Source organism: Craterilacuibacter sp. RT1T (assembly GCF_023502145.1).
In the GTDB taxonomy this organism is placed as follows: Bacteria; Pseudomonadota; Gammaproteobacteria; order Burkholderiales; family Chromobacteriaceae; genus Craterilacuibacter.
In genome coordinates this window covers 168,776-189,111 of the sequence record NZ_JAMFLI010000005.1, presented here as the reverse complement: position 1 = coordinate 189,111, position 20,336 = coordinate 168,776, and the positions used below count along the sequence as shown (strand labels likewise).

General features: G+C 61.6%; 22 protein-coding genes. 16 read left to right on the top strand and 6 right to left on the bottom strand.

Annotated elements, in window-relative coordinates; translation table 11 throughout:
• Positions 1 to 43: 43 nt before the first annotated feature.
• The 5 genes from M3P88_RS10140 to ubiB are packed head-to-tail and all read left to right on the top strand — an operon-like array spanning position 44 to position 3,608.
• Positions 44 to 418, top strand: coding sequence for a gamma-butyrobetaine hydroxylase family protein (locus M3P88_RS10140; RefSeq protein ID WP_249615930.1), 375 nt, complete (start codon positions 44 to 46; stop codon positions 416 to 418).
• Between the two features lie 3 nt (positions 419 to 421).
• On the top strand, positions 422 to 1,156 hold the full coding sequence (gene ubiE / locus M3P88_RS10135) for a bifunctional demethylmenaquinone methyltransferase/2-methoxy-6-polyprenyl-1,4-benzoquinol methylase UbiE (protein ID WP_124736455.1): 735 nt from the start codon (positions 422 to 424) through the stop codon (positions 1,154 to 1,156).
• The gene (locus M3P88_RS10130) at positions 1,156 to 1,494 is read left to right on the top strand and encodes a DMT family transporter (protein WP_249615929.1); all 339 of its coding nucleotides are present in this window, start codon (positions 1,156 to 1,158) and stop codon (positions 1,492 to 1,494) included. The genes ubiE and M3P88_RS10130 overlap by 1 nt, the downstream gene beginning before the upstream one ends.
• Positions 1,495 to 2,082 carry a ubiquinone biosynthesis accessory factor UbiJ gene (locus M3P88_RS10125; protein ID WP_249615928.1) on the top strand — a complete coding sequence of 196 codons (588 nt, stop codon included), beginning with the start codon at positions 1,495 to 1,497 and terminating at the stop codon, positions 2,080 to 2,082.
• Positions 2,082 to 3,608 carry a ubiquinone biosynthesis regulatory protein kinase UbiB gene (ubiB, locus tag M3P88_RS10120; protein WP_249615927.1) on the top strand — a complete coding sequence of 509 codons (1,527 nt, stop codon included), beginning with the start codon at positions 2,082 to 2,084 and terminating at the stop codon, positions 3,606 to 3,608. The genes M3P88_RS10125 and ubiB overlap by 1 nt, the downstream gene beginning before the upstream one ends.
• 148 nt (positions 3,609 to 3,756) lie before the next feature.
• Here ubiB and M3P88_RS10115 read toward each other — a convergent pair whose 3' ends face one another.
• Positions 3,757 to 4,533 carry a toll/interleukin-1 receptor domain-containing protein gene (locus M3P88_RS10115; RefSeq protein WP_249615926.1) on the bottom strand — a complete coding sequence of 259 codons (777 nt, stop codon included), beginning with the start codon at positions 4,531 to 4,533 and terminating at the stop codon, positions 3,757 to 3,759.
• 342 nt (positions 4,534 to 4,875) lie between these two features.
• A complete protein-coding gene (locus M3P88_RS10110) occupies positions 4,876 to 5,208 on the bottom strand; it encodes a YnfA family protein (RefSeq protein WP_249615925.1) in 333 nt (110 codons plus the stop codon).
• A 566-nt stretch (positions 5,209 to 5,774) separates the two neighbouring features.
• Here M3P88_RS10110 and M3P88_RS10105 point away from each other — a divergent pair.
• Positions 5,775 to 6,158 (top strand): carboxymuconolactone decarboxylase family protein, encoded by a 384-nt coding sequence (locus M3P88_RS10105; RefSeq protein WP_249615924.1) that lies wholly within the window; start codon positions 5,775 to 5,777, stop codon positions 6,156 to 6,158.
• Between the two features lie 165 nt (positions 6,159 to 6,323).
• On the opposite strand, the gene M3P88_RS10100 is transcribed toward M3P88_RS10105, so the two are convergent.
• A complete protein-coding gene (locus M3P88_RS10100) occupies positions 6,324 to 6,692 on the bottom strand; it encodes an Mth938-like domain-containing protein (protein ID WP_249615923.1) in 369 nt (122 codons plus the stop codon).
• Positions 6,693 to 6,858: 166 nt separating this feature from the next.
• On the opposite strand from M3P88_RS10100, the gene M3P88_RS10095 reads away from it, so the two are divergent.
• From M3P88_RS10095 to thrC, 4 genes are all read left to right on the top strand, one after another.
• Positions 6,859 to 8,088 (top strand): pyridoxal phosphate-dependent aminotransferase, encoded by a 1,230-nt coding sequence (locus M3P88_RS10095; RefSeq protein WP_249615922.1) that lies wholly within the window; start codon positions 6,859 to 6,861, stop codon positions 8,086 to 8,088.
• 81 nt (positions 8,089 to 8,169) lie between these two features.
• Complete coding sequence (locus M3P88_RS10090) at positions 8,170 to 9,480, top strand: homoserine dehydrogenase (protein WP_249615921.1); 1,311 nt, start codon at positions 8,170 to 8,172, stop codon at positions 9,478 to 9,480.
• Entirely contained in the window at positions 9,473 to 9,985 is a 513-nt protein-coding gene (locus M3P88_RS10085) for a GNAT family N-acetyltransferase (RefSeq protein ID WP_249615920.1), read from the top strand. The genes M3P88_RS10090 and M3P88_RS10085 overlap by 8 nt, the downstream gene beginning before the upstream one ends.
• A gap of 17 nt (positions 9,986 to 10,002) precedes the next feature.
• Positions 10,003 to 11,409, top strand: coding sequence for a threonine synthase (thrC, locus tag M3P88_RS10080; protein ID WP_249615919.1), 1,407 nt, complete (start codon positions 10,003 to 10,005; stop codon positions 11,407 to 11,409).
• Positions 11,410 to 11,537: 128 nt separating this feature from the next.
• Here the strand turns inward: thrC and cueR are convergent, their stop codons facing one another.
• The 3 genes from cueR to M3P88_RS10065 form a co-directional block, all read right to left on the bottom strand.
• A complete protein-coding gene (cueR, locus tag M3P88_RS10075) occupies positions 11,538 to 11,957 on the bottom strand; it encodes a Cu(I)-responsive transcriptional regulator (protein WP_249615918.1) in 420 nt (139 codons plus the stop codon).
• A gap of 41 nt (positions 11,958 to 11,998) precedes the next feature.
• On the bottom strand, positions 11,999 to 14,395 hold the full coding sequence (locus M3P88_RS10070; protein WP_249615917.1) for a heavy metal translocating P-type ATPase: 2,397 nt from the start codon (positions 14,393 to 14,395) through the stop codon (positions 11,999 to 12,001).
• Between the two features lie 146 nt (positions 14,396 to 14,541).
• The gene (locus M3P88_RS10065) at positions 14,542 to 14,739 is read right to left on the bottom strand and encodes a heavy-metal-associated domain-containing protein (protein ID WP_249615916.1); all 198 of its coding nucleotides are present in this window, start codon (positions 14,737 to 14,739) and stop codon (positions 14,542 to 14,544) included.
• A gap of 358 nt (positions 14,740 to 15,097) precedes the next feature.
• Here M3P88_RS10065 and aotJ point away from each other — a divergent pair, with 358 nt between their 5' ends.
• From aotJ to M3P88_RS10035, 6 genes are all read left to right on the top strand, one after another.
• The gene (aotJ, locus tag M3P88_RS10060; protein WP_249615915.1) at positions 15,098 to 15,871 is read left to right on the top strand and encodes an L-arginine-binding protein AotJ; all 774 of its coding nucleotides are present in this window, start codon (positions 15,098 to 15,100) and stop codon (positions 15,869 to 15,871) included.
• 72 nt (positions 15,872 to 15,943) lie between these two features.
• Positions 15,944 to 16,630: an ABC transporter permease gene (locus M3P88_RS10055; RefSeq protein ID WP_249615914.1), complete on the top strand. Its 687-nt coding sequence runs from the start codon at positions 15,944 to 15,946 to the stop codon at positions 16,628 to 16,630.
• Complete coding sequence (locus tag M3P88_RS10050) at positions 16,630 to 17,331, top strand: ABC transporter permease (protein ID WP_249615913.1); 702 nt, start codon at positions 16,630 to 16,632, stop codon at positions 17,329 to 17,331. The genes M3P88_RS10055 and M3P88_RS10050 overlap by 1 nt, the downstream gene beginning before the upstream one ends.
• A gap of 8 nt (positions 17,332 to 17,339) precedes the next feature.
• Positions 17,340 to 18,458 carry a succinylglutamate desuccinylase/aspartoacylase family protein gene (locus tag M3P88_RS10045; RefSeq protein WP_249615912.1) on the top strand — a complete coding sequence of 373 codons (1,119 nt, stop codon included), beginning with the start codon at positions 17,340 to 17,342 and terminating at the stop codon, positions 18,456 to 18,458.
• A 56-nt stretch (positions 18,459 to 18,514) separates the two neighbouring features.
• Entirely contained in the window at positions 18,515 to 19,360 is an 846-nt protein-coding gene (locus M3P88_RS10040) for an ABC transporter ATP-binding protein (RefSeq protein WP_249615911.1), read from the top strand.
• Positions 19,361 to 19,368: 8 nt separating this feature from the next.
• Positions 19,369 to 20,334: a GlxA family transcriptional regulator gene (locus M3P88_RS10035; protein WP_249615910.1), complete on the top strand. Its 966-nt coding sequence runs from the start codon at positions 19,369 to 19,371 to the stop codon at positions 20,332 to 20,334.
• The last annotated feature ends 2 nt before the right edge of the window (positions 20,335 to 20,336 follow it).

Here is a 20,336-nt window from a genome sequence, read left to right as displayed (position 1 = left end):
CGTCCGCGCTGCAAAGCCCCTGTCTTCTTAAACTGGAGAGTCCATGTCCGGCCTGAAACCGAACAGCCCCATGCCGACCGAGATCAAGCTGCACGCCATCAGCAAGCGGCTGGAAATTGCCTTTGACGATGGCGCAAGCTTTACCTTGCCGTGCGAATACCTGCGCGTGTACTCGCCCTCGGCCGAGGTGCGCGGTCATGGCGTCGGGCAGGAAACGCTGCAAACCGGCAAGCGTCAGGTGGCGATCACTGCGCTGGAGCCGGTCGGGCATTACGCGCTCAAGATCGTGTTTGACGACGGTCACGACAGCGGCCTTTATAGCTGGGACTATCTGTACCAGCTGGGCAAGCATTACGAGATCAACTGGCAGGATTATCTGGATCGCCTCGCCGCAGCCGGCGCGGGCAGGGGGGAGTAGAGCATGGAAAAAACAACGCATTTCGGCTTTAAAGATGTCGCAGAGAGCGAAAAGGCCGACAAGGTGGCCGAAGTCTTCCATTCGGTCGCACAAAAATACGATGTGATGAACGACATGATGTCGGCGGGCCTGCACCGGGTGTGGAAGCATTTCACCCTGAGCACCTCCGGCGTCAAGCCCGGCGACAAGGTGTTGGATATTGCCGGCGGTACCGGCGATCTGGCGCGCGGCTGGGCCAAGCGCGTGGGCAAGACCGGTGAAGTGTGGCTGACCGATATCAACTCGTCGATGCTGACCGTGGGGCGCGACCGCCTGCTGGACGAAGGCCTGATGTTGCCGGTGTCTCTGGCGGACGCGGAAAAGCTGCCCTTCCCGGACAACTACTTCAATGCGGTATCGGTGGCATTCGGCCTGCGCAATATGACGCACAAGGATTTGGCGCTGAAGGAAATGCTGCGCGTGCTCAAGCCCGGCGGCAAGCTGATGGTGCTGGAGTTCTCCAAGGTGTGGAAGCCGCTGTCGCCGGTGTACGACCTGTATTCGTTCAAGGCGCTGCCGCTGATGGGCAAGCTGATCGCCAATGATGCCGCCAGCTACCAGTATCTGGCCGAATCCATCCGCATGCACCCGGATCAGGACACGCTCAAGCAGATGATGCTGGATGCCGGTTTCGGCAAGGCCGATTACCACAATCTGTCGGCGGGTGTGGTGGCCTTGCACAAGGGTTACAAATTCTGATGCTGGCACTGATCCCGACCTGGCTGCTGCTGGGGGCGGCCATTCTGGTCGAGGTGGTTTCCACCAGCTCGATCAAGCTGACCGAAGGCTTTACCCGCCCGCTGATGACCTTGCTGGTGCTCGCCGGCTACGGCTGCTCGCTATGGCTGTTGTCGCAAGTGGTGCAGCGGCTTGAGGTCGGTATCGTCTACGCCATCTGGTGCGGCGTGGGCATGGCGGCGGTGGCGCTGGTCGGGGTGGTGTTATATGGCGAGGCGGTGTCGCCGGCTAAGGTGGGCGGCATCGTGCTGATTATTGCGGGTACTTTGCTGTTGAGTCTGGCAAGCAAGGGGCACTAAATGCAGATTTCCTTACTGGCGTTCAACCATCTCCTGGGTCAGCATCCGGGCGTGCGCGCCGAGCTGGCCGCCCACGCCGGACGGCGCGTGGCCATTACCCTGCCGCCGCTGACGGTGAGCGGCGTGATTACCGATGCCGGTTTTCTCGCGGCCTGTCAGGGCAGCCCCGAGGCCACGGTGCGCCTGAGCCATGGTGCGGTGCTGACCGCTCTTAGCGGCCAGCCGGCCGGCATGGGCAATGTGGCGTTTGACGGCGACGGCGTACTGGCCTCGTCGCTGGCCGCCTTATTGTCGCGCCTGCACTGGGATGCCGAGGAAGACCTGTCGCGCATCGTCGGCGACAGCGTGGCCCATCGCGTCGGCCGCACCGTGCGTAGCGCCTTGGGCGTCAAGGGCGAGATTGGCGGCCGCCTGCTGGAGAGCTGGATCGAACACCTGCGCGACGAAGTTCCGCTTCTGGCCCGGCGGCAGGATGTCGCGCAGTTTGTCGCGGCGGTCGATACCCTGCGCGATGATAGCGAACGTCTGCAAAAACGCCTGGCGCATCTGGAAGCGCTGGCATCCACCCCCAATAAAAAGTTGTCCTGATGAGTCTGTCGCGTTCGCTGAAAATCGTTTCTACCCTATACCGCTTTGGTCTGGATGACTTCTTTGCCGGGCATGCCCGGCTGCGGCTGCTCTCCCGCCTGCTGCGCGCCTTGCCGGGGCGGCGCAAGCCCACCGACCCTCTGCCGGTGCGCCTGCGTCTGGCGCTGGAAAGTCTGGGCCCCATCTTCGTCAAGTTCGGTCAGGTCTTGTCGACGCGGCGCGATCTGTTGCCGCCCGATTACGCCGACGAGCTGGCGCGCCTGCAAGACAAGGTAGCGCCGTTTGACGGTGCGCTGGCGCGCCAGGTGATCGAGCAGGGCTTTGGCCGGTCGCTCGATCAAGTCTATGTGGATTTTGACGATGTGCCGGTCGCCAGCGCGTCGGTGGCGCAGGTGCACAAGGCGTATTTGCGCGAGGCCGATGGCAGCCGCGGGCGTCAGGTGGCGGTCAAGGTGTTGCGCCCCGGCATTCAGCCGGTGATCGAGCAGGATCTGGCGCTGATGAACACGCTGGCCGGCTGGGTCGAGCGCTTCCTGGCCGACGGCAAGCGCCTCAAGCCGCGCGAAGTGGTGGCCGAATTCGACCAGTATCTGCATGACGAGCTGGACATGATGCACGAGGCCGCCAATGCCTCGCAGCTGCGGCGCAATTTCGTCGGCTCCGACATGCTGGTGGTGCCGGAAGTATTCTATGACGCGACCTGCCGCGAAGTGCTGACGCTGGAATGGATGAACGGCACGCCGATAGGCCAGATCGAGCGCCTGCGTGCCGAAGGGGTCGATCTCAAGCAGTTGTCGCGCTTTGGCGTCGAAATCTTCTTCACCCAGGTGTTCCGCCACGGCTTCTTTCACGCCGACATGCACCCGGGCAATATCTTTGTCGCGCCGGACGGGCGCTATATCGCGCTCGACTTCGGCATCGTCGGCAGCCTGACCGAAACCGACAAACACTATCTGGCGGTCAACTTCCTCGCCTTCTTTAACCGCGACTACCACCGCGTCGCCACCGCCCATATCGAATCGGGCTGGGTGCCGGCCGACACCCGTCCGGAAGAGCTGGAAGCGGCGGTGCGTACCGTGTGCGAACCGTTCTTCGACAAGCCGCTCAGCCAGATCTCCTTCGGCATGGTGCTGTTGCGCCTGTTTGAAACCAGCCGCCGCTTTAATGTCGAGATTCAGCCGCAGCTGGTGTTGCTGCAAAAGACCCTGCTCAATATCGAGGGCTTGGGCCGCCAGCTCGACCCCGATCTTAATCTGTGGGACACCGCCAAGCCCTTCCTGATGAAGTGGATGAACGAGCAGATAGGCTGGCGCGGCTTGATCCGCACGCTGAAAAACGAGGCACCGCAGTGGGCCACCACGCTGCCGACCCTGCCGCGCAAACTGAACGAAGCCCTGTCCGGCAAATCGTCCGAACTGATGATCGCCGGCTATATGCAGCTGATGCGCGAACAAAAGCGGCAGAACTTCCTGCTGGCGCTGATCGCGCTGCTATTGGGGGCGTTGCTGTTGAAGGATCTGCTGTAGGGTGGGTGGAGGCCAAAGGCCGTAACCCACCGCCAAGCAGCCTGCCTAATGGTGGGTTACGCCGCTTAACAGCGCCTAACCCACCCTACGCGCTGATACCTAACGTTTGAATTAGCGGGTGTCGTTAGGCGTACCATTGAATGAATGGTTAGGTTTCAGTCGCCCAATTTTCCCTCTCAGCCATGTTTGCGAGGTCTTTTAGCACAACTTTTGGTAGACGGCTGCTAAATCTGTCTACCAGCATATCAATAGGCATTCCTGCTTTTGCCATCTCGATGGCTTGCTTATGAAGCATGCTTGTTGGCATATCGAGTTCACGCATGCGAGATCGTTCTGTTTCGTGCTCCAATTTGCGGATTCTTGAGTTCAGAATTCTGGTGTTCTCCAGAATTTCTCCAAGTACGTCTTCCTTGGGGCGTGGCTTCGATGGTGGTTGAGCATCGGTGCTTGAAAGAATTTCAGCGAATCTCTTTTCAAACTGCGGCCAATACGTGTCGAAAACTTGCTCAAGAATCCTGCTATCAAGCCCGTTGGCACTTAGCGTACTGTTCAGTGTCTTGACCAGTCCCAGTACACTTTCGCGTGTTGGAAATGTGTGATTGAACTGAGCCAATGGATCTTCGATGTCCTTTGGCTCAAGATCGACTAACAACGTACAAACTCGTGATGTAGTGAGCCCCTTTGCGAGAGCGCCAGCTTCGAAAAGAATCCAGGGGCGCGTCTTGTTTTCTTGGGTTAGGCAGATGATCCCCACTGTTGTGTCTTTCAACTGATCATTGATCTCTCCAAACCAAAGTGACCCGCGATCAAGGTCTCGTGTAGAAATCCAAGGCCGGGAGGCCTGAATGACACAGCAGAGCCAATCACTCAGCAAGTTTGCTACTTCCTTGCTTCTTTGCCCTGACCAACTCAAAAACACTTTCATGCGAGTATCCCCATAGATGAAATCTAACGTTAAATGTACCCACTGCTCAGGTGCATACCGGATTGTTCGGTGTGTATAACCATGCCCGCTACCATTGCTGCTGATGGTTTTTCAGCAGAGTTGCTACTTGTGCCACAAATGGTACACATCAAAGCAGGGTCTTTGCATTTATTTTGCATGACCTGTTCATCGCCCACCGTGCCATAGCTGTCTTGTCCGGTGTGCCACTTCTCGTGTAGGGTGGGTTAGGCCAAAGGCCGTAACCCACCAATCCGATGGTGGCGTGGCGGTGGGTTACGCCGCTTAACAGCGGCTAACCCACCCTACGCGATACCCGCGGGCTTAGGTATTTCTGGGGGCAAACATAATGATGGCCATGCCCAGCAAGGCCACGAGCGTCCCGACAATATCCCACATCGTTGGCCGGATGCCGTCTACCGCCCACAGCCATAGAATCGCGACGAAAATATAAACACCGCCGTAAGCCGCATACACGCGACCTGCCGCCGAGGGGTGCAGCGAAAGCAGCCAGGCGAATAAGGCAAGGCTGCATGCCGCAGGAACCAGCAGCCAGATACTCTTGCCTTCCCTTAGCCAGAGATAGGGCAGGTAGCAGCCGACGATTTCTGCAATGGCCGTGAGCAGAAAGAGGATGACGGTTTTAAATTCAGGCATTTGCTTATGGTTTTTGTTGGGCTATGTCCCAGCTACGGGTTGGCGCAGACAGGTTTTGGACTTTGTGTCCGCTACGCGGACGTGCTTTTTACTTGCCGCTTCCGCGCGGCATGCGGGCAGGGGCCGGACGCGCCCGGCCCCTTGCATCCCCGGCGCCCCCGAAGTCTCGCGAAACCCCTGCGAAAAAGCCGCTGGCGAGGCGCTGGCCAACTCGCGATTCGCTACCGTCGAATCGCTCAAACAAGGGCCAGCTTAAGACCTCGCCAGCGGCTTTTTCGCCGGCGCGAGCCTAACGGGGATGGGTGGCTGACGCACGGATAGCGCGCATCGCATGCAATGAACAGCCAGCGTGTCATTGAGACATCGCCTTTTGTTTCGCGGTGCGGGTGCCAGTATGCCGCAGATGCGCGCACAAAAGTGGCGGGATGGCGGGTTGCGCTGCTGATCCGCGGCTCGCCCACCCTACGCACTCCCCACTCCCCACTCCCCACTCCCGTCATCCTGCCTCTTGCCTTTCGATATATGAAAAGACATAATGTGAAAACATTAAGCGTAAGGAGAAAAGCATGAGCCACAACTATCAGGATCTGACCGCCGCGCTGGGCGGCAAGCTGGCCGAACTGCGTCGCGAAATTCCGGAAACGATGAAGGGCTTCGGCCAGATGAACCGTGCGGCGCATGCCGACGGGGCGCTGAGCAATAAACAAAAAGAGCTGATCGCCATCGCCATCGGTATTGCCGGGCGTTGTCAGGGTTGTCTGGCTTTCCACTCCAAGGCGCTGGTCGAGCTGGGTTGCAGCCGTGCCGAGTTTCTGGAGATGCTGCAAGTGGCGGTGTATATGGGCGGCGGGCCGTCGCTGATGACGGCAGCCGAGGCGCTGATGGCTTATGAAAGCTTTGGCGGCGAGCGTGCGGCGGTGGCGGACAAGGCAGAAGCCTGTCCGGTGTAATTGAGTGGGGAGTAGGGAGTAGGGAATGGGGAGTTGACGTGCTTGGCCCAGGCCGAAACACTGAAATCCCCGATCCCCGATCCCCGATCCCCGATCCCCGATCCCCGATCCCCGATCCCCGATCCCCGATCCCCGATCCCCGATCCCCGATCCCCGATCCCCGTCTTATTCCCCCACTACCGCCAGCAGCACGCGCCGCCCTTCCGACAGCAGGATGTTATAGGTGCGGCACGCGGCTTGGGTGTCCATCACTTCGACGCCGATATGCTGCGCCGACAGCGCGGCATACAGGCGCGGATGCGGGAAGCGCTGCTTGCTGCCGCTGCCGAACAGCACCACTTCCGGGCTGAAAGGCAGCAGGGCGGCGAAGTTTTCCGGCGTGAGTTCGGCAAAGCTGCCCACCTGCCAGGGCTGCACTGTTTCACCGGTAATAATCAGTGCGCCCTCGTGGCGCTGCTGATTGATTTCGACAAAGCCTTCGCCGTAGCCGGTGAATAGATTGTGGCCGCTAAGCTGGGCTTGATGCAGTTTCATATGCGTGTCCGTAAGGCTGAGTGAAGAGGCTAGTGCAGCGCAGCACCGATTTGGGATAGGATTATAAATGACTCGACTCACGCTGGGCGTGAGTCCGCTATTTTGACTCTCCCGAATCATGTCCTGCTGCGCGGCCGGGCATGGTCGGCAAGGACCGACACCCGATATGCAAGCTATCCGTAAATCCCAGAAACTCGCCAACGTTTGCTACGACATCCGTGGTCCGGTGCTTGAGCACGCCAAGAAGATGGAAGAAGAAGGCCATCGCATCATCAAGCTCAATATCGGCAACCCGGCGCCGTTCGGCTTTTATGCACCGGACGAAATCAATGCCGACATGATCGCCAATCTGCAAAACGCCTCGGGCTATGTCGACTCCAAGGGGCTGTTTGCCGCGCGCAAGGCCATCATGCATTACACCCAGGAAAAGAATATTCCGGGGGTGGGGCTGGAGGACATCTATATCGGCAACGGCGTGTCCGAGCTGATCGTGATGGCGATGCAGGCCTTGCTCGACAATGGCGACGAAGTGCTGGTGCCGGCACCCGACTATCCGCTGTGGACAGCTGCGGTCAGCCTGTCCGGCGGTCGCGCCGTGCATTATGTGTGCGACGAAAACCGTGGCTGGTTTCCCGATATCGAAGACATCAAGGCCAAGATCACGCCGCAGACGCGTGCCATCGTGGTGATCAACCCCAATAATCCGACCGGTGCCATCTACCCCAAGGAGCTGCTGGAGCAGATTCTCGAGGTGGCGCGCACCCATCAGCTGATCGTCTACGCCGACGAAATCTACGACAAGGTGCTGTACGACGAGGCCAAGCATGTGTCCATCGCCAGCCTCGCTTCCGATGTGCTGTGCATCACCATGAACGGCCTGTCCAAGAACTATCGCGCCTGCGGCTATCGTGCCGGCTGGATGTCGGTGTCGGGCGACAAGCATCACGCCAAGGATTATATCGAGGGGCTGAATATGCTGGCCTCGATGCGTTTGTGCGCCAATGTGCCGGGTCAGTATGCGATTCAGACTGCGCTGGGCGGCTATCAGAGCATTAATGATCTGGTGGCGCCGGGCGGGCGTCTGGCGCGCCAGCGCGATCTGGCCTACCAGATGCTGACCGATATGCCCGGCGTGTCCTGTGTCAAGCCGATGGGAGCCTTGTATATGTTCCCGCGTCTGGACCCCGAGGTGTATCCGATCATCAACGACCAGCAGTTCATTCTCGAGTTGCTGCAACAGGAAAAAGTGTTGCTGGTGCAGGGCACCGGGTTTAACTGGATTGCGCCGGATCACTTCCGCGTGGTATTTCTACCCAATACGGATGATCTGACCGAGGCACTGGGGCGCCTCGGGCACTTCCTGGAAAACTACCGCCTGCGCCACGGTACCAACTAAGCGCAGCGCGATGCAGACTTGAGCAGGGGCACGGCGGTGCGCCCTGCTGGCAACAATAAAACAAGCATAGGAGCTTAGGATATGAAGCCGATCAATATTGGCCTGATGGGGGTAGGGACGGTAGGTGGTGGCACCGCCGTCGTGCTTAAACGCAATGCGGACGAAATCAGCCGCCGTGCCGGGCGTGAAATCCGCCTGTTTATGGCCGCCAACCGCGATCTTGAGCGCGCGCGCGAGGCGGTCGGCCCCGAGGTCGAGCTGGTGGATGACGCTTTCGCCATCGTGAATCACCCCGAGGTCGATATTGTGGTCGAGCTGATCGGCGGCGATACCATCGCCAAGGATCTGGTATTGCAGGCCATCGCCAACGGCAAGCATGTGGTCACTGCCAACAAGAAGCTGTTGGCGCTGCACGGCAATGAAATCTTTGCCCGCGCGCAGGAAAAAGGCGTGATGGTGGCGTTTGAAGCGGCCGTGGCCGGCGGCATCCCGATTATCAAGGCCTTGCGCGAAGGCCTGAGCGCCAACCGCATCGAGTGGATCGCCGGCATTATCAACGGCACCTCCAACTTCATCCTGACCGAAATGCGCGAGAAGGGCAGCGGCTTTGCCGAGGTGCTCTCCGAGGCGCAGCGTCTGGGTTATGCCGAAGCCGATCCGACATTCGATGTGGAAGGCCACGACGCCGGTCACAAGCTGACCATCATGGCTTCCATCGCGTTCGGCATCCCGATGAATTTCGAGCATTGCTACCTCGAAGGCATCAGCCAGCTGCAAGGCCGGGATATCAAGTACGCCGAAGAGTTGGGCTACCGCGTCAAGCTGTTGGGCCTGACCCGCCACACCGAAGCCGGTGTTGAGCTGCGCGTGCATCCGACGCTGATTCCGGAGGGCCGCCTGATCGCCAATGTGAACGGCGTGATGAATGCGGTGCTGGCCAAGGGCGACGCCATCGGCCCGACCCTGTACTACGGCGCCGGTGCCGGCGCGCTGCCAACCGCTTCCGCCGTGGTGGCCGATATTGTCGACGTCACCCGCCTGTTGACCGCCGACCCCGAGCATCGCGTGCCGCATCTGGCGTTCCAGCCCGATCAGCTGAAAGATTTGCGCATCCTGCCTATGGATGAAGTGGTCAGCTCCTACTATCTGCGTATCAGCGCCAGCGATCGCGCGGGCGTCTTGGCCAAGATCACCGGCTTGTTGGCCGACAACGATATTTCCATCGAAGCCGTGATCCAGAAGGGATCGGTGTCCGATGGTTCGGCCGAGATCGTGCTGCTGACCCACCGCGTGGTGGAGAAGCAGGTCAACGCCGCCATCGCCGCCATCGAGGCGCTGGACAGCGTCAACGCACCGGTGGTGCGCCTGCGCATGGAAGAGCTCAATGGCTGAGCTGGCGCTTGAGCTGGGCATCCGTCACGCCACGCGTGACGATTTGCCGGCCATCGTCGCGATCTACAACTCGACGGTGGCCTCGCGCATGGTGACGGCGGATCTTACGCCGGTGAGCGTGGCCGAGCGCGAGGCGTGGTTTGCCGCACATAGCCCGGCGCAGCACCCGATCTGGGTGGTGGAGCAGGATGGCGCGCTGATCGGCTGGATGAGTCTGTCGGCGTTTCATAGCCGCGCCGCCTACAGCGCCACAGCCGAAGTCAGTATTTACCTCGGCCCGGCCGCCCGCGGCCAGGGTCTGGGCGGACAGCTGTTGCGTTTTGCCGGGGAGGCCGCGCCCGCGCTCGGTATCCGTACCCTGGTCGGGCTGGTGTTCGCGCATAACGCGCCATCGGTTGCGCTGTTTGGCAAGCACGGCTATGCGCGCTGGGGCGAGCTGCCCGATGTGGCCGAGCTCGATGGCGTGCGCCGCAGCCTGCTTTATCTGGGCAAGCATCTGCAATAGACAATAAAAGAGAAACCATGAAGTACATCAGCACCCGCGGCCAGATGGCGCCGCTTGCGTTTTCCGACACCATCTTGATGGGCTTGGCGCCCGATGGCGGTCTGGCTTTGCCCGAGTCTTACCCGCAAATCGACCGCGCTACGCTTAATGCCTGGCGCGGCCTGAGTTACGCCGATCTGGCGTTCGAGATTCTCAGCCTGTTCGCCACCGACATTCCGCCGGCCGACCTGAAAGCCATGCTGGATCGCACCTATACCCGCGAAGTGTTCGGCTCCGAGGCCATCACGCCGGTGAAGACGCTGCACGACGGGCTGAAGATTCTGGAACTGTCCAACGGCCCGACCCTGGCGTTCAAGGATATGGCGATGCAGTTCCTTGGCCAGCTGTTCGAGTATGTGCTCTCCCAGCGTGGCGAGACGCTGAATATTCTGGGCGCGACTTCGGGTGACACCGGCTCGGCGGCGGAATATGCGCTGCGCGGCAAGGCCGGGGTCAATGTGTTCATGCTCTCGCCCAAGGGCAAGATGAGCGCCTTCCAGCGCGCGCAGATGTTCAGCCTGACGGATGCCAATATCCACAATATCGCCATCGACGGCATGTTCGACGACTGTCAGGACATCGTGAAGGCGGTGCAGAACGACCACGCTTTTAAGGCCGCCTACAAGATCGGCACGGTCAACTCGATCAACTGGGCGCGGGTGGTGGCGCAGGTGGTGTACTACTTCGCCGGCTACTTTAACGCGACCGCGAGCAACGACGAACAAGTCAGCTTCTGCGTGCCGTCGGGCAACTTCGGCAATGTCTGCGCCGGCCATATCGCGCGCCAGATGGGGCTGCCGGTGGCGCGCCTGATCGTTGCCACCAATGAAAACGATGTGCTGGACGAGTTTTTCAAGACCGGCGTCTATCGTCCGCGCAGCACCGAGCAGACTTTTGTTACTTCCAGCCCGTCCATGGATATTTCCAAGGCGTCCAACTTCGAGCGCTTTGTGTTCGATCTGGTCGGGCGCGATGGCGACAAGGTTGCCGCGCTGTGGCGCGAGGTTGATGCCGGGCGCGGCTTCGATCTGTCGGCGCAGCTGGATGCGGTGCATGGGGTATTCGGCTTTGTGTCCGGCGCCAGCTCTCACGCCGACCGTCTGGCCACCATCCGTCAGGTCGATCGTGAAGACGCGCGCGTGCTCGACACCCATACCGCCGACGGGGTAAAGGTTGCACGCGAACTGCGTGTGGCCGGTGAAACCGTAGTCTGCCTGGAAACCGCACTGCCGGCCAAGTTCGCCGAAACCATACGCGAGGCGCTGGATCGCGAGCCGCCACGCCCGGCCGGTTTCGAGGGCATAGAAGACTTGCCGCAACGCGTGGTCGAGTTCGGTGCCGACGCGGCAGCGGTCAAGTCTTACGTGGCGCACGCCTTGGCGTAAGCGGCATCACGCTCTGGTGTTCTTTCAAGGCAGCCTGCGGGCTGCCTTTTGTTTGTTGATGTACCCGTTAGCAGTGGGTATTTATGGCATGTGATGCATGCGACTCATGCGTCAGCGACCCATCCCCGTTAGGCTCGCGCCGGGTGCGCGCAGTGGCCGCCTTGTTGCGCCAGCCCTTGCAGGATGGGGCAGTCGGGGCGGGCGTCGCCGGCGCAGCCGGCCGCCAGCGTGGACAGGGCGTCGCGCATTGCGCTCAGTTCGCGGATGCGCTGGTCCAGCTCGGCGATATGCGCCGCCGCCAGTTGTTTAACGTCGGCACTGCTGCGCTGGCTGTCCTGCCACAGCGACAGCAGCAGGCGGATCTGCTCCAGCGGGAAGCCCAGCTTGCGGGCCTGGCCGATAAAGCGCAGCAGATGCACGTCGCGCTCGCTGTACTGGCGATAGCCGGCGGCGCTGCGCTGGCCCGGCTGGATCAAGCCGATGCTTTCGTAATGACGGATCATCTTGGCGGAAACGCCGCTGTGATCCGCCGCCTGGCCGATATTCATGTGCGACTCCTGTCGAAACGGCGGGCATGCCCGCCGCGGGTTCAGTGATGCGGGACCGGCTGCCAGCGGCGCAGCAGCAGGGCATTGGCCACCACGCTGACACTGGAAAACGCCATCGCCGCGCCAGCGACCATCGGGTTAAGCAGGCCGAACGCCGCCAGCGGGATGCCCACCAGATTGAAGATAAACGCCCAGAACAGGTTCTGTCTGATTTTGCGGTAGGTCAGACGCGAGATGGCGATGGCCTGCGCCACCAGCGCCGGGTCACCGCGCATCAGCGTGACCCCGGCGGCGTGCATGGCCACATCGGTGCCGGTGCTCATGGCCATGCCGACATCGGCGGCGGCCAGCGCCGGCGCGTCGTTGATGCCGTCGCCCACCATCGCCACGCGCACTCCACCCTCACGCAAGCGTGCCACATGCGCTGCCTTGTCGCCCGGCAACACCTCGGCGATCACTTCGTCGATGCCCAGCGCTGCCGCCACCTGCTGCGCCGCGCCCTGGTTATCGCCGGAAATCATCACGCTGCGTATCCCGAGTTGCTGCAACTGCTGGATGGCGGCCGCGGCGCCGGGTTTGACGCTGTCGCCGAAAGACAGCAGGCCGAGCAGCAGCCCATCGCTTGCGCGCGCCAGCCACGACACGCTGCGCCCCAGTTGTTGTTCTTGCTGCTGGGCATCGCGCATGGCCGACAGATCGACCCCGTGTTCCTGCATCAGGCGCTGGTTGCCCAGCAGCCAGACGACGCCGTCGACCTCGGCTTGCAGGCCGCGCCCGGGCAAGGCCTGCAGTTGTTGTGCCGTCGCATCCAGCGTCATGCCGCTGGCCGCCTGCCGCACCGCCTGCGCCAGCGGGTGCTCGCTGCCTTGCTGCAAGGTTGCGGCGAGCCCCAGCACGCGGTCTTCATCGCCGTCGCGGGCGACGATGCGGGTCAGTTTCGGCTTGCCCGCCGTCAGGGTGCCGGTCTTGTCGAAGGCCACCAGCCGCACGCCGTGCGCCAACTCCAGTGCCACGGCGTCCTTGATCAGGATGCCGTGGCGCGCGGCGACGCCGGTGCCGGCCATGATCGCGGTCGGCGTCGCCAGGCCCAGCGCGCAGGGGCAGGCAATCACCAGCACGGCGACGGCGTTGAGGATCGCCTGCTCGATATTGCCGCTCAGCAGCCACCAGGTGCCTAGCGTCAACAGGGCGATCAGCAGCACGACCGGGACAAACACCGCGCTGACACGATCTACCAGCCGCTGCACCGGCGCCTTGCCCGCTTGCGCGTCTTCGACTAGGCGGATGATGCGGGCGAGCGTGCTGTCCCGGCCGACGGCGCGGGTTTCGATCAGCAGCAGGCCATCGTGGTTGATGGCGCCGCCGGTGACGTAATCGCCCGGCTGCTTGGCCAGCGGCAGGCTTTCGCCGGTCAGCATCGATTCGTCCAGCTGGCTGCGGCCTTCGCGGATTTCGCCGTCAACCGGCACGCGCTCGCCCGGACGCACCACCACCAGGTCGCCGGGCACGACTTGTTGCAGCGGGACATCGCGCTCGACGCCGTCCTTGCGCACGCGGGCCGAACTGGGGCGCAGCGCCTGCAGGGCGCGGATGGCGGCCGTGGTCTGTTGCTTGGTGCGCGCTTCCAGCTGCTTGCCTAGCAGCACCAGGGTGATGATCACCGCTGCGGCCTCGAAGTACAGGTGGCCGTCACCATGCTCGCCCGCCTGCCACCATTGATACAGCGACAGCCCGTAGGCGGCGCTGGTACCGATGGCGACCAGCAAGTCCATATTGCCGCTGCCTGCGCGCAACGCCTTCCAGCCGGCGCGGTAGAAACGCGCGCCCAGCCAGAACTGGACCGGTGTCGCCAGCAGGAACTGCAGCCACGGCGGCAGCATCCAGTTGGCACCGGCGAAGTTGGTAAGCATAGGCAGTACCAAGGGCAGCGCCAGGGCGGCGGCCAGCAGCACCGGCCACCATGGCGTCGCATGCGGCGGCTCGGCTAGCTGCTCGTCGTCCTCGCGCAGCACGGCTTGGTAGCCGGCGGCAGCGACAGCGGCGATCAGGGCGGCGGGGGCGGTGCCGGCGCGCAGGGTGACGCGGGCGCTTTCGCTTGCCAGGTTGACGCTGGCGGCGCTGACGCCATCGAGTGCGAGCAGGGCGCGTTCCACCCGGCCGACGCAGCTGGCGCAGCTCATGCCGCCGATCGACAGCTCGACGCTGTGGCTGCCGACTTGGTAGCCGGCTTGTTCGATCGCGCCATACACCGCGCCCAGCGCGAGGGTAGGCGAGACATCCAGCGTGACCGATTCGGTCGCCAGGTTGACGCTGGCGGCGCGGATGCCATCCACTTTGCCCAGCGCTTTTTCCACCCGGCTGGCACAGCTGGCGCACGTCATGCCCAGCACGGGCAAGTGCAGGCTGCTGCCGATGGCGGGCGAGGATGAATGGGACATGATGCAGACTCCGGTAGTGGCTGTTGTACCAGCATCGACCTTGCCATCGTGGCAAGGTCAAGCCCGCTGGTGATCGGGGCTAGCCGCTGGCGAATGGACATCGCCCCTGTCGGCAGGGGCTGGTGACGGTCCGGCGTGGCAACGCTTCAGACGGGTCGGGCCGGGTAGCCGCTTTTGCCCAGTTGTTCGCACACGCTGGCCAGCGACGTGGTCGTTTCGATGCGGGCACGGCCGCTTTCGCGGTTGATGTCGACGCTGGCGTGTTCGTCCAGTTGCTGCAGGGCACGGGTCACTCTGGCGATGCAGCCGCCGCAATGGAGGTTGTCGATTTGTACATGATGCATGGTATTTCCTTTACGCTGAATGCGGCCGGATTTGGCCGTGATTGCAGTCTGAACCTTGCCATCGTGGCAAGGTCAAGCGGATCTGTCGCAAGGATGGGGCGCTCTTCTCTGGGGGGCTTGGGGTGGGAGAGGTTTGATTGCCGTCGAACGTTGCTCCAGAGCGCGATGCCGTGATACCCGGTACGCGTATGGTCTATGGCAAATTAATATCGATGTAACAAGTTGTCGCCTCGCTGTAACAAGGGTTGGCATCAGCGGTGCTTTAATCCGTCTGCACATTCCAGTGTCCATGGCACTGATTAACCGGCTAAACCGTCGTGACAAGAGCGGGCCGGATGACTTTCAAGGAGAAATGCAGATGAAGAAGCTTGCCGTATCCGTTGCGCTGGCCCTGTCCTGTTCCGGTCTGGCTTTGGCCGAGCAGCCTAAACAAATTCGCATAGGCGTCGAGGCCGCTTACGAGCCGTTCGCTTACAAGTCGCCGGACGGCAAGCTGGTCGGTTTCGATATTGATATGGCCAATGCCCTGTGCGCTCAGATGAAGGCCAAGTGCGTGTTTGTCGAGCAGGAGTGGAAGGGGATCATCCCGGCGCTGAACGCCAAAAAATACGATGCGATTATTTCGTCGATGTCGATTACCGACGAGCGCAAGAAGGCGGTCGACTTCACCGACAAGTACTACCACACCCCGGCGCGTCTGATCGCCAAGGCCGGCTCGATCTCCGGCACCCCGGCCAGCCTCAAGGGCAAGCGTCTGGGTGTGCTCAAGGCGTCGACCCACGAGAAATACGCACAGAAATATTACGCACCGGCGGGCGCCATTGTCGTGCCTTACGACAGCACCCAGCAGGTCTACATGGATCTGGCTGCAGGTCGCTTGGACGCGACCTCCGCTGACAGCGTGGAGAGCTCGGTCGGCTTCCTGAAAAAGCCGGAAGGCAAGGGCTACGCCTTCGTCGGCCCTGTGCTGAAGGATCCGGCAATCTTCGGCCAGGGTGCCGGCATCGCGGTGCGTAAAGGCGACGATGATTTGCGCAATGGCTTCAATGGCGCCATCAAGGCCATTCGTGCCAACGGCACCTACAAGAAGGTGAATGACAAGCACTTCAATTTCGACGCTTACGGCGCTTAAGCTGCGCGCTTTGGTATGCACAGGCTGGTTGCCGCAAGGCGGCCAGCCTGACGACTTTCAGGAGAGCGGCCGATGTTTGAAGGCTATACGGGTTATATCGTTGCCGGTGCGACGACCACGCTAGAGATTGCGCTATCTTCGCTGGCCGTTGCCACGGTGCTGGGTCTGATGGGGGCCGCCTGCCGCCTGGCCCCCAATTTGCTGTTGAGCCGGGTGGCAGAGACGTACTCTACGCTGGTACGCGGGGTGCCTGATCTGGTGTTGATGCTGTTGGTGTTTTACGGTGGCCAGATTGCCGCCAATGCCCTGCTTGAGGCATTGGGTTTGCCTGCCATGGATTTCAACCAGTTTATGGCCGGGGTGCTGACGCTGGGTTTCATCTATGGCGCCTATCTGTCGGAAACCTTCCGTGGCGCGATCATGGCGGTGCCCAAAGGACAGTGGGAAGCCGGTTGGGCTTACGGCATGGGACGCAGCCGCGTGTTTTTGCGCATCATCCTGCCGCAGATGATACGTTTTGCCATTCCCGGTTACACCAATAACTGGCTGGTACTGACCAAGGCGACCGCCTTGGTGTCGGTTATCGGCCTGCAGGACATGATGTTCCGCGCCCGCGAAGCCGGTGCCGCTACCCGCGAACCGTTTACCTATCTGCTGGTGGTCGGTGCGGTTTATCTGGCGATTACCTCGGTATCCTTGCTGTTGCTGAAGTGGGCGGAAAAGCGCTATTCGGCCGGCGTGCGTATGGGAGAGATCTGATGCTGGACTTCGCGATGTTGATCGAGCCTGACAATCTCAAGCTCTACGCCGACGGCTTGCTGACAACCCTCAAGCTGTTGCTGGTATCGCTGGCTTGTGGCTTGGCGGTATCCGTGCCGCTGTCGGTATTGCGCGTGGCCAAGAGTCCGCTGCTGTACGGTCCGGTCTGGCTGTACACCTATGTGATACGCGGCACGCCGATGCTGTTGCAGCTTTATCTGATCTATTACGGCTTGTCGCAATTCGCCGTGGTGCGCGACAGCCTGGCCTGGCCCTTGCTGTCCGACGCCAGCTTTTGCGCCATGCTGGCGCTGGCGATCAATACCTGCGCCTACACGACCGAAATGCTGGCCGGTGCCATCCGAGCCACCAGCCATGGCGAAGTCGAGGCCGCCAAGAGTGTGGGCATGAGCCGCGCCACCCTGTACCGCCGCATCCTGTTGCCCTCGGCCTTACGCCGCAGCCTGCCTGCGTACAGCAACGAGGTGGTGATGATGCTGCACGCTACCAGCCTGGCCAGTACCGTCACCCTGCTTGATATCACCGGCGCGGCAGACCGTCTGTACTCGACTTACTACATGCCGTTCGAGCCCTTCCTCGCGGCTGCACTGGTCTACCTGTTGCTGACATGGGGTTTGGTGCGGGTGTTCCGCCAACTGGAAGGCCGCTATCTGGCTTATCTTGCGCCACGCAGTCATTGAGGCCCGTCATGCATATTCAGCATCACCCTTTGCCGGCCAAGAGCCTTGGCAGCCAGCGCCGCATCGAGAGTTTTCATTTTGGCGAGCCCGGCCAAGGCCAGAAGGTGTATATCCAGGCCGGCCTGCATGCCGACGAGATTCCGGGCTTGCTGGTTTGCCATCACTTGAAAGCCCGCCTGGCTCAGGCAGAAGCGGATGGGCGCTTGCAAGGCGAGGTCGTGCTGGTGCCGGTCGCCAACCCCGTCGGACTTGAACAAAGCCTGATGCACGATGCCATGGGGCGTTTCGATTTTGCCAGCGGTGAGAACTTCAACCGCCACTACCCCGACTTTTACGCCGAACTTGGCGCAACGCTACGACCGCAACTGGGCAGCGACGCAGACGCCAATACGCGCCTGGTGCGCGCGGCCATGCGCGCGTTTCTGGCGGCGCAGGCTCCGGCTACCGAGCTGGCCGGCTTGCGCCACACGCTGGTGTCGCTGGCTTTTGACGCCGATGTGGTGCTGGATCTGCATGCCGACTTCGAGGCGGTGCTGCATCTGTATAGCGAAACCCCGTATCTTGAACAGCTGGAACCGTTGTCGCGTTTGATGGAAGCCGAAGCGGTGCTGCATGCCAAAGGCAGCGGCGGCCAGTCTTTTGATGAAGCCATGAGCCAGATCTGGTGGAAACTGGCCGAGCATCTGCCCCGTGATATTCCGCTGGCGCTGGCTTGTCTTGCCGTCACCGTCGAGTTGCGCGGCGAGGCCGAGGTTTGCCATCAACTGGCCGAACAGGATGCCGACCGGCTGTTTGATTTTCTGGTTTACCGCGGCGTGATCGCCGGCGAAAAACCGGCGCTGCCTGCTGCGCGTTGCCAGGCTACACCGCTGACCGGTTCCGAGACGCTGATCGCGCCGCTACCCGGTGTGATCGTTTACCGTGCCCGCGTTGGCGAGTGGATTGAGGCGGGGCAAACCGTGTGCGAGTTGCTTAATCCGCTATCCGGCGCCGTGGTGTTGTTGAAGTCTACGGTGAGCGGGGTGTTTTATGCCCGTGAGAGTCGCCGTTATGCAATTGCCGGGATGAACCTTGGCAAGATTGCAGGTAGCATACCGTTTCGTAGCGGTTACCTGCTCAGTGCCTGAGTCATCCCGCTTACCCTTTCATACAAGAGCCAGCAAGAGCTCGCCAGGAGACAACCATGATGGAAGTACAAAGCAGCCAGTTCCACAGCGAAGCCACCGCAACCCTGTCTTCCCCTGCGGGGCAGTCACCAGCTGGCCGGGCGCTGAAACTGCAGGTAGAAAACCTGCACAAGAGTTACGGCAGCCATGAGGTGCTTAAGGGCCTGTCGTTGACGGCCCACGCCGGTGACGTGATCAGCATCATCGGTTCCAGCGGCTCGGGCAAGAGTACCTTTTTGCGCTGCATTAATATGCTGGAGCGCCCGCATACCGGCCGCATCGTTGTGGCCGGCGAAGAGCTGGAACTGGTCAAGGCCAAGGACGGTATGCTCAAGGCGGCACGCGAGGCGCAGTTGCAAAAGATGCGTTCGCGTCTGGCTATGGTGTTCCAGCACTTCAATCTGTGGGCGCATATGACGGTACTGGAAAACATTATCGAAGCGCCGGTGCATGTACTGGGTGTGAACAAGGACGAGGCAGTGGCGCGTGCGCGCGCTTATCTGGCCAAGGTCGGCCTGTCCGGTGTCGAGGACAAGTACCCGGCGCATATGTCCGGCGGCCAGCAGCAGCGCGTAGCGATTGCCCGTGCCCTGGCCGTCGAACCCGAGGTGATGCTGTTTGACGAGCCGACATCGGCGCTGGACCCGGAGCTGGTGGGGGAGGTGCTCAAGGTGATGCGTACGCTGGCGGAAGAAGGGCGCACCATGGTGGTGGTCACCCACGAGATGGGTTTCGCCCGTGATGTGGCCAACCATGTGATGTTTCTGCATCAGGGCCGGGTCGAGGAGGAGGGCTGTCCGAAAGCGATTCTGGCCAACCCGCAAAGCGAGCGCCTGCAGCAGTTTCTGAGCAAAACGCGCTGATTGCAGCGATGGCTGATACGCCTGCCACCCTGATTCGCGTTCTGCTATTGCCGGGGTTTAGCGAAACCGAAGCCGGTATCGTGTCCGACTGCGTGGCAAGCTTTAATGCCCGGCGCGCGCGTTTTGTCCTGCACTGGGTCTCGGTCGATGGCCAGCCGGTCAAGGCGGCCGCCGGGCGCGCATGGGCGGTGGATGCCGCTTTTGACAGCGCCTTGCCTGCTGCCGCTTTGTTGCTGGTATTGGCCGGTGACATGCCGGAAAAAATGACGCCAGCGTCGCCGCTGGTGACCCGGCTGGCCGCATGTGCGCGTGCGGGGAGCATATTGTGCGGCGTGCGCGCCGGCGTGTTCAGCTTGGCGGCCGCCGGCTTATATGCGGCCAGCCGGGTGGCGGTGCACTGGACGCTATCTGAAGGCTTTGCCGAGTATTATCCCGCCGTCGCGCAGTCCGGCCAGCTCTATGCACTGGAACACGGCCACGCCAGTTGTGCCGGAGGCCTCGCGCTGGCCGATTGCCTGTTGCACCTGATCAGCCGTTTGCCGGAAGCGCCGCCAACCGGCGTCGTGGCTGAAAACTTGCTGATGGAGCGCCAGCGCCGTGGCGACGAGCGCCAGCGCGTGCCCTTGATGGCCAGCATCGGAGCCGCCGATCCCAAGCTGGTCAGCGCGGTGCAGTTGATGGAAGCGAATCTGGAGGAACTGCTGACGACCGACGAGATTGCGCAACTGGTGTGCATTTCGCGTCGCCAACTCGAGCGCCTGTTTCGCCAGTTTCTGGACCGTGTGCCCTCGCAGTATTATCTGGAGCTCAGGCTGGAGCGCGCGCGCCAGTTGCTCAGGCAAAGCAGCCAATCGATTATCCAGATCGGTCTGTCCTGCGGTTTTTCTTCCGGCCCGCACTTTTCCAGTGCCTATCGCAATCACTTCGGCCATACCCCGCGCGACGAGCGGCGCAGTGCCCAGCGCGCCAGCTGAAA

Bases quoted from the DNA above. Each gene is read 5' to 3' on its own strand.
- M3P88_RS10050 (WP_249615913.1), top strand. From the start codon at position 16,630: ATGCTGGACTTCGCGATGTTGATCGAGCCTGACAATCTCAAGCTCTAC.
- M3P88_RS10065 (WP_249615916.1), bottom strand. From the start codon at position 14,739: ATGCATCATGTACAAATCGACAACCTCCATTGCGGCGGCTGCATCGCC.
- M3P88_RS10095 (WP_249615922.1), top strand. From the start codon at position 6,859: ATGCAAGCTATCCGTAAATCCCAGAAACTCGCCAACGTTTGCTACGAC.
- M3P88_RS10110 (WP_249615925.1), bottom strand. From the start codon at position 5,208: ATGCCTGAATTTAAAACCGTCATCCTCTTTCTGCTCACGGCCATTGCA.
- cueR (WP_249615918.1), bottom strand. From the start codon at position 11,957: ATGAATATCGGCCAGGCGGCGGATCACAGCGGCGTTTCCGCCAAGATG.
- M3P88_RS10040 (WP_249615911.1), top strand. From the start codon at position 18,515: ATGATGGAAGTACAAAGCAGCCAGTTCCACAGCGAAGCCACCGCAACC.
- aotJ (WP_249615915.1), top strand. From the start codon at position 15,098: ATGAAGAAGCTTGCCGTATCCGTTGCGCTGGCCCTGTCCTGTTCCGGT.
- M3P88_RS10100 (WP_249615923.1), bottom strand. From the start codon at position 6,692: ATGAAACTGCATCAAGCCCAGCTTAGCGGCCACAATCTATTCACCGGC.
- M3P88_RS10090 (WP_249615921.1), top strand. From the start codon at position 8,170: ATGAAGCCGATCAATATTGGCCTGATGGGGGTAGGGACGGTAGGTGGT.
- M3P88_RS10130 (WP_249615929.1), top strand. From the start codon at position 1,156: ATGCTGGCACTGATCCCGACCTGGCTGCTGCTGGGGGCGGCCATTCTG.
- M3P88_RS10035 (WP_249615910.1), top strand. From the start codon at position 19,369: ATGGCTGATACGCCTGCCACCCTGATTCGCGTTCTGCTATTGCCGGGG.
- thrC (WP_249615919.1), top strand. From the start codon at position 10,003: ATGAAGTACATCAGCACCCGCGGCCAGATGGCGCCGCTTGCGTTTTCC.
- ubiB (WP_249615927.1), top strand. From the start codon at position 2,082: ATGAGTCTGTCGCGTTCGCTGAAAATCGTTTCTACCCTATACCGCTTT.
- M3P88_RS10070 (WP_249615917.1), bottom strand. From the start codon at position 14,395: ATGTCCCATTCATCCTCGCCCGCCATCGGCAGCAGCCTGCACTTGCCC.
- M3P88_RS10085 (WP_249615920.1), top strand. From the start codon at position 9,473: ATGGCTGAGCTGGCGCTTGAGCTGGGCATCCGTCACGCCACGCGTGAC.
- M3P88_RS10045 (WP_249615912.1), top strand. From the start codon at position 17,340: ATGCATATTCAGCATCACCCTTTGCCGGCCAAGAGCCTTGGCAGCCAG.
- M3P88_RS10125 (WP_249615928.1), top strand. From the start codon at position 1,495: ATGCAGATTTCCTTACTGGCGTTCAACCATCTCCTGGGTCAGCATCCG.
- ubiE (WP_124736455.1), top strand. From the start codon at position 422: ATGGAAAAAACAACGCATTTCGGCTTTAAAGATGTCGCAGAGAGCGAA.
- M3P88_RS10055 (WP_249615914.1), top strand. From the start codon at position 15,944: ATGTTTGAAGGCTATACGGGTTATATCGTTGCCGGTGCGACGACCACG.
- M3P88_RS10140 (WP_249615930.1), top strand. From the start codon at position 44: ATGTCCGGCCTGAAACCGAACAGCCCCATGCCGACCGAGATCAAGCTG.
- M3P88_RS10105 (WP_249615924.1), top strand. From the start codon at position 5,775: ATGAGCCACAACTATCAGGATCTGACCGCCGCGCTGGGCGGCAAGCTG.
- M3P88_RS10115 (WP_249615926.1), bottom strand. From the start codon at position 4,533: ATGAAAGTGTTTTTGAGTTGGTCAGGGCAAAGAAGCAAGGAAGTAGCA.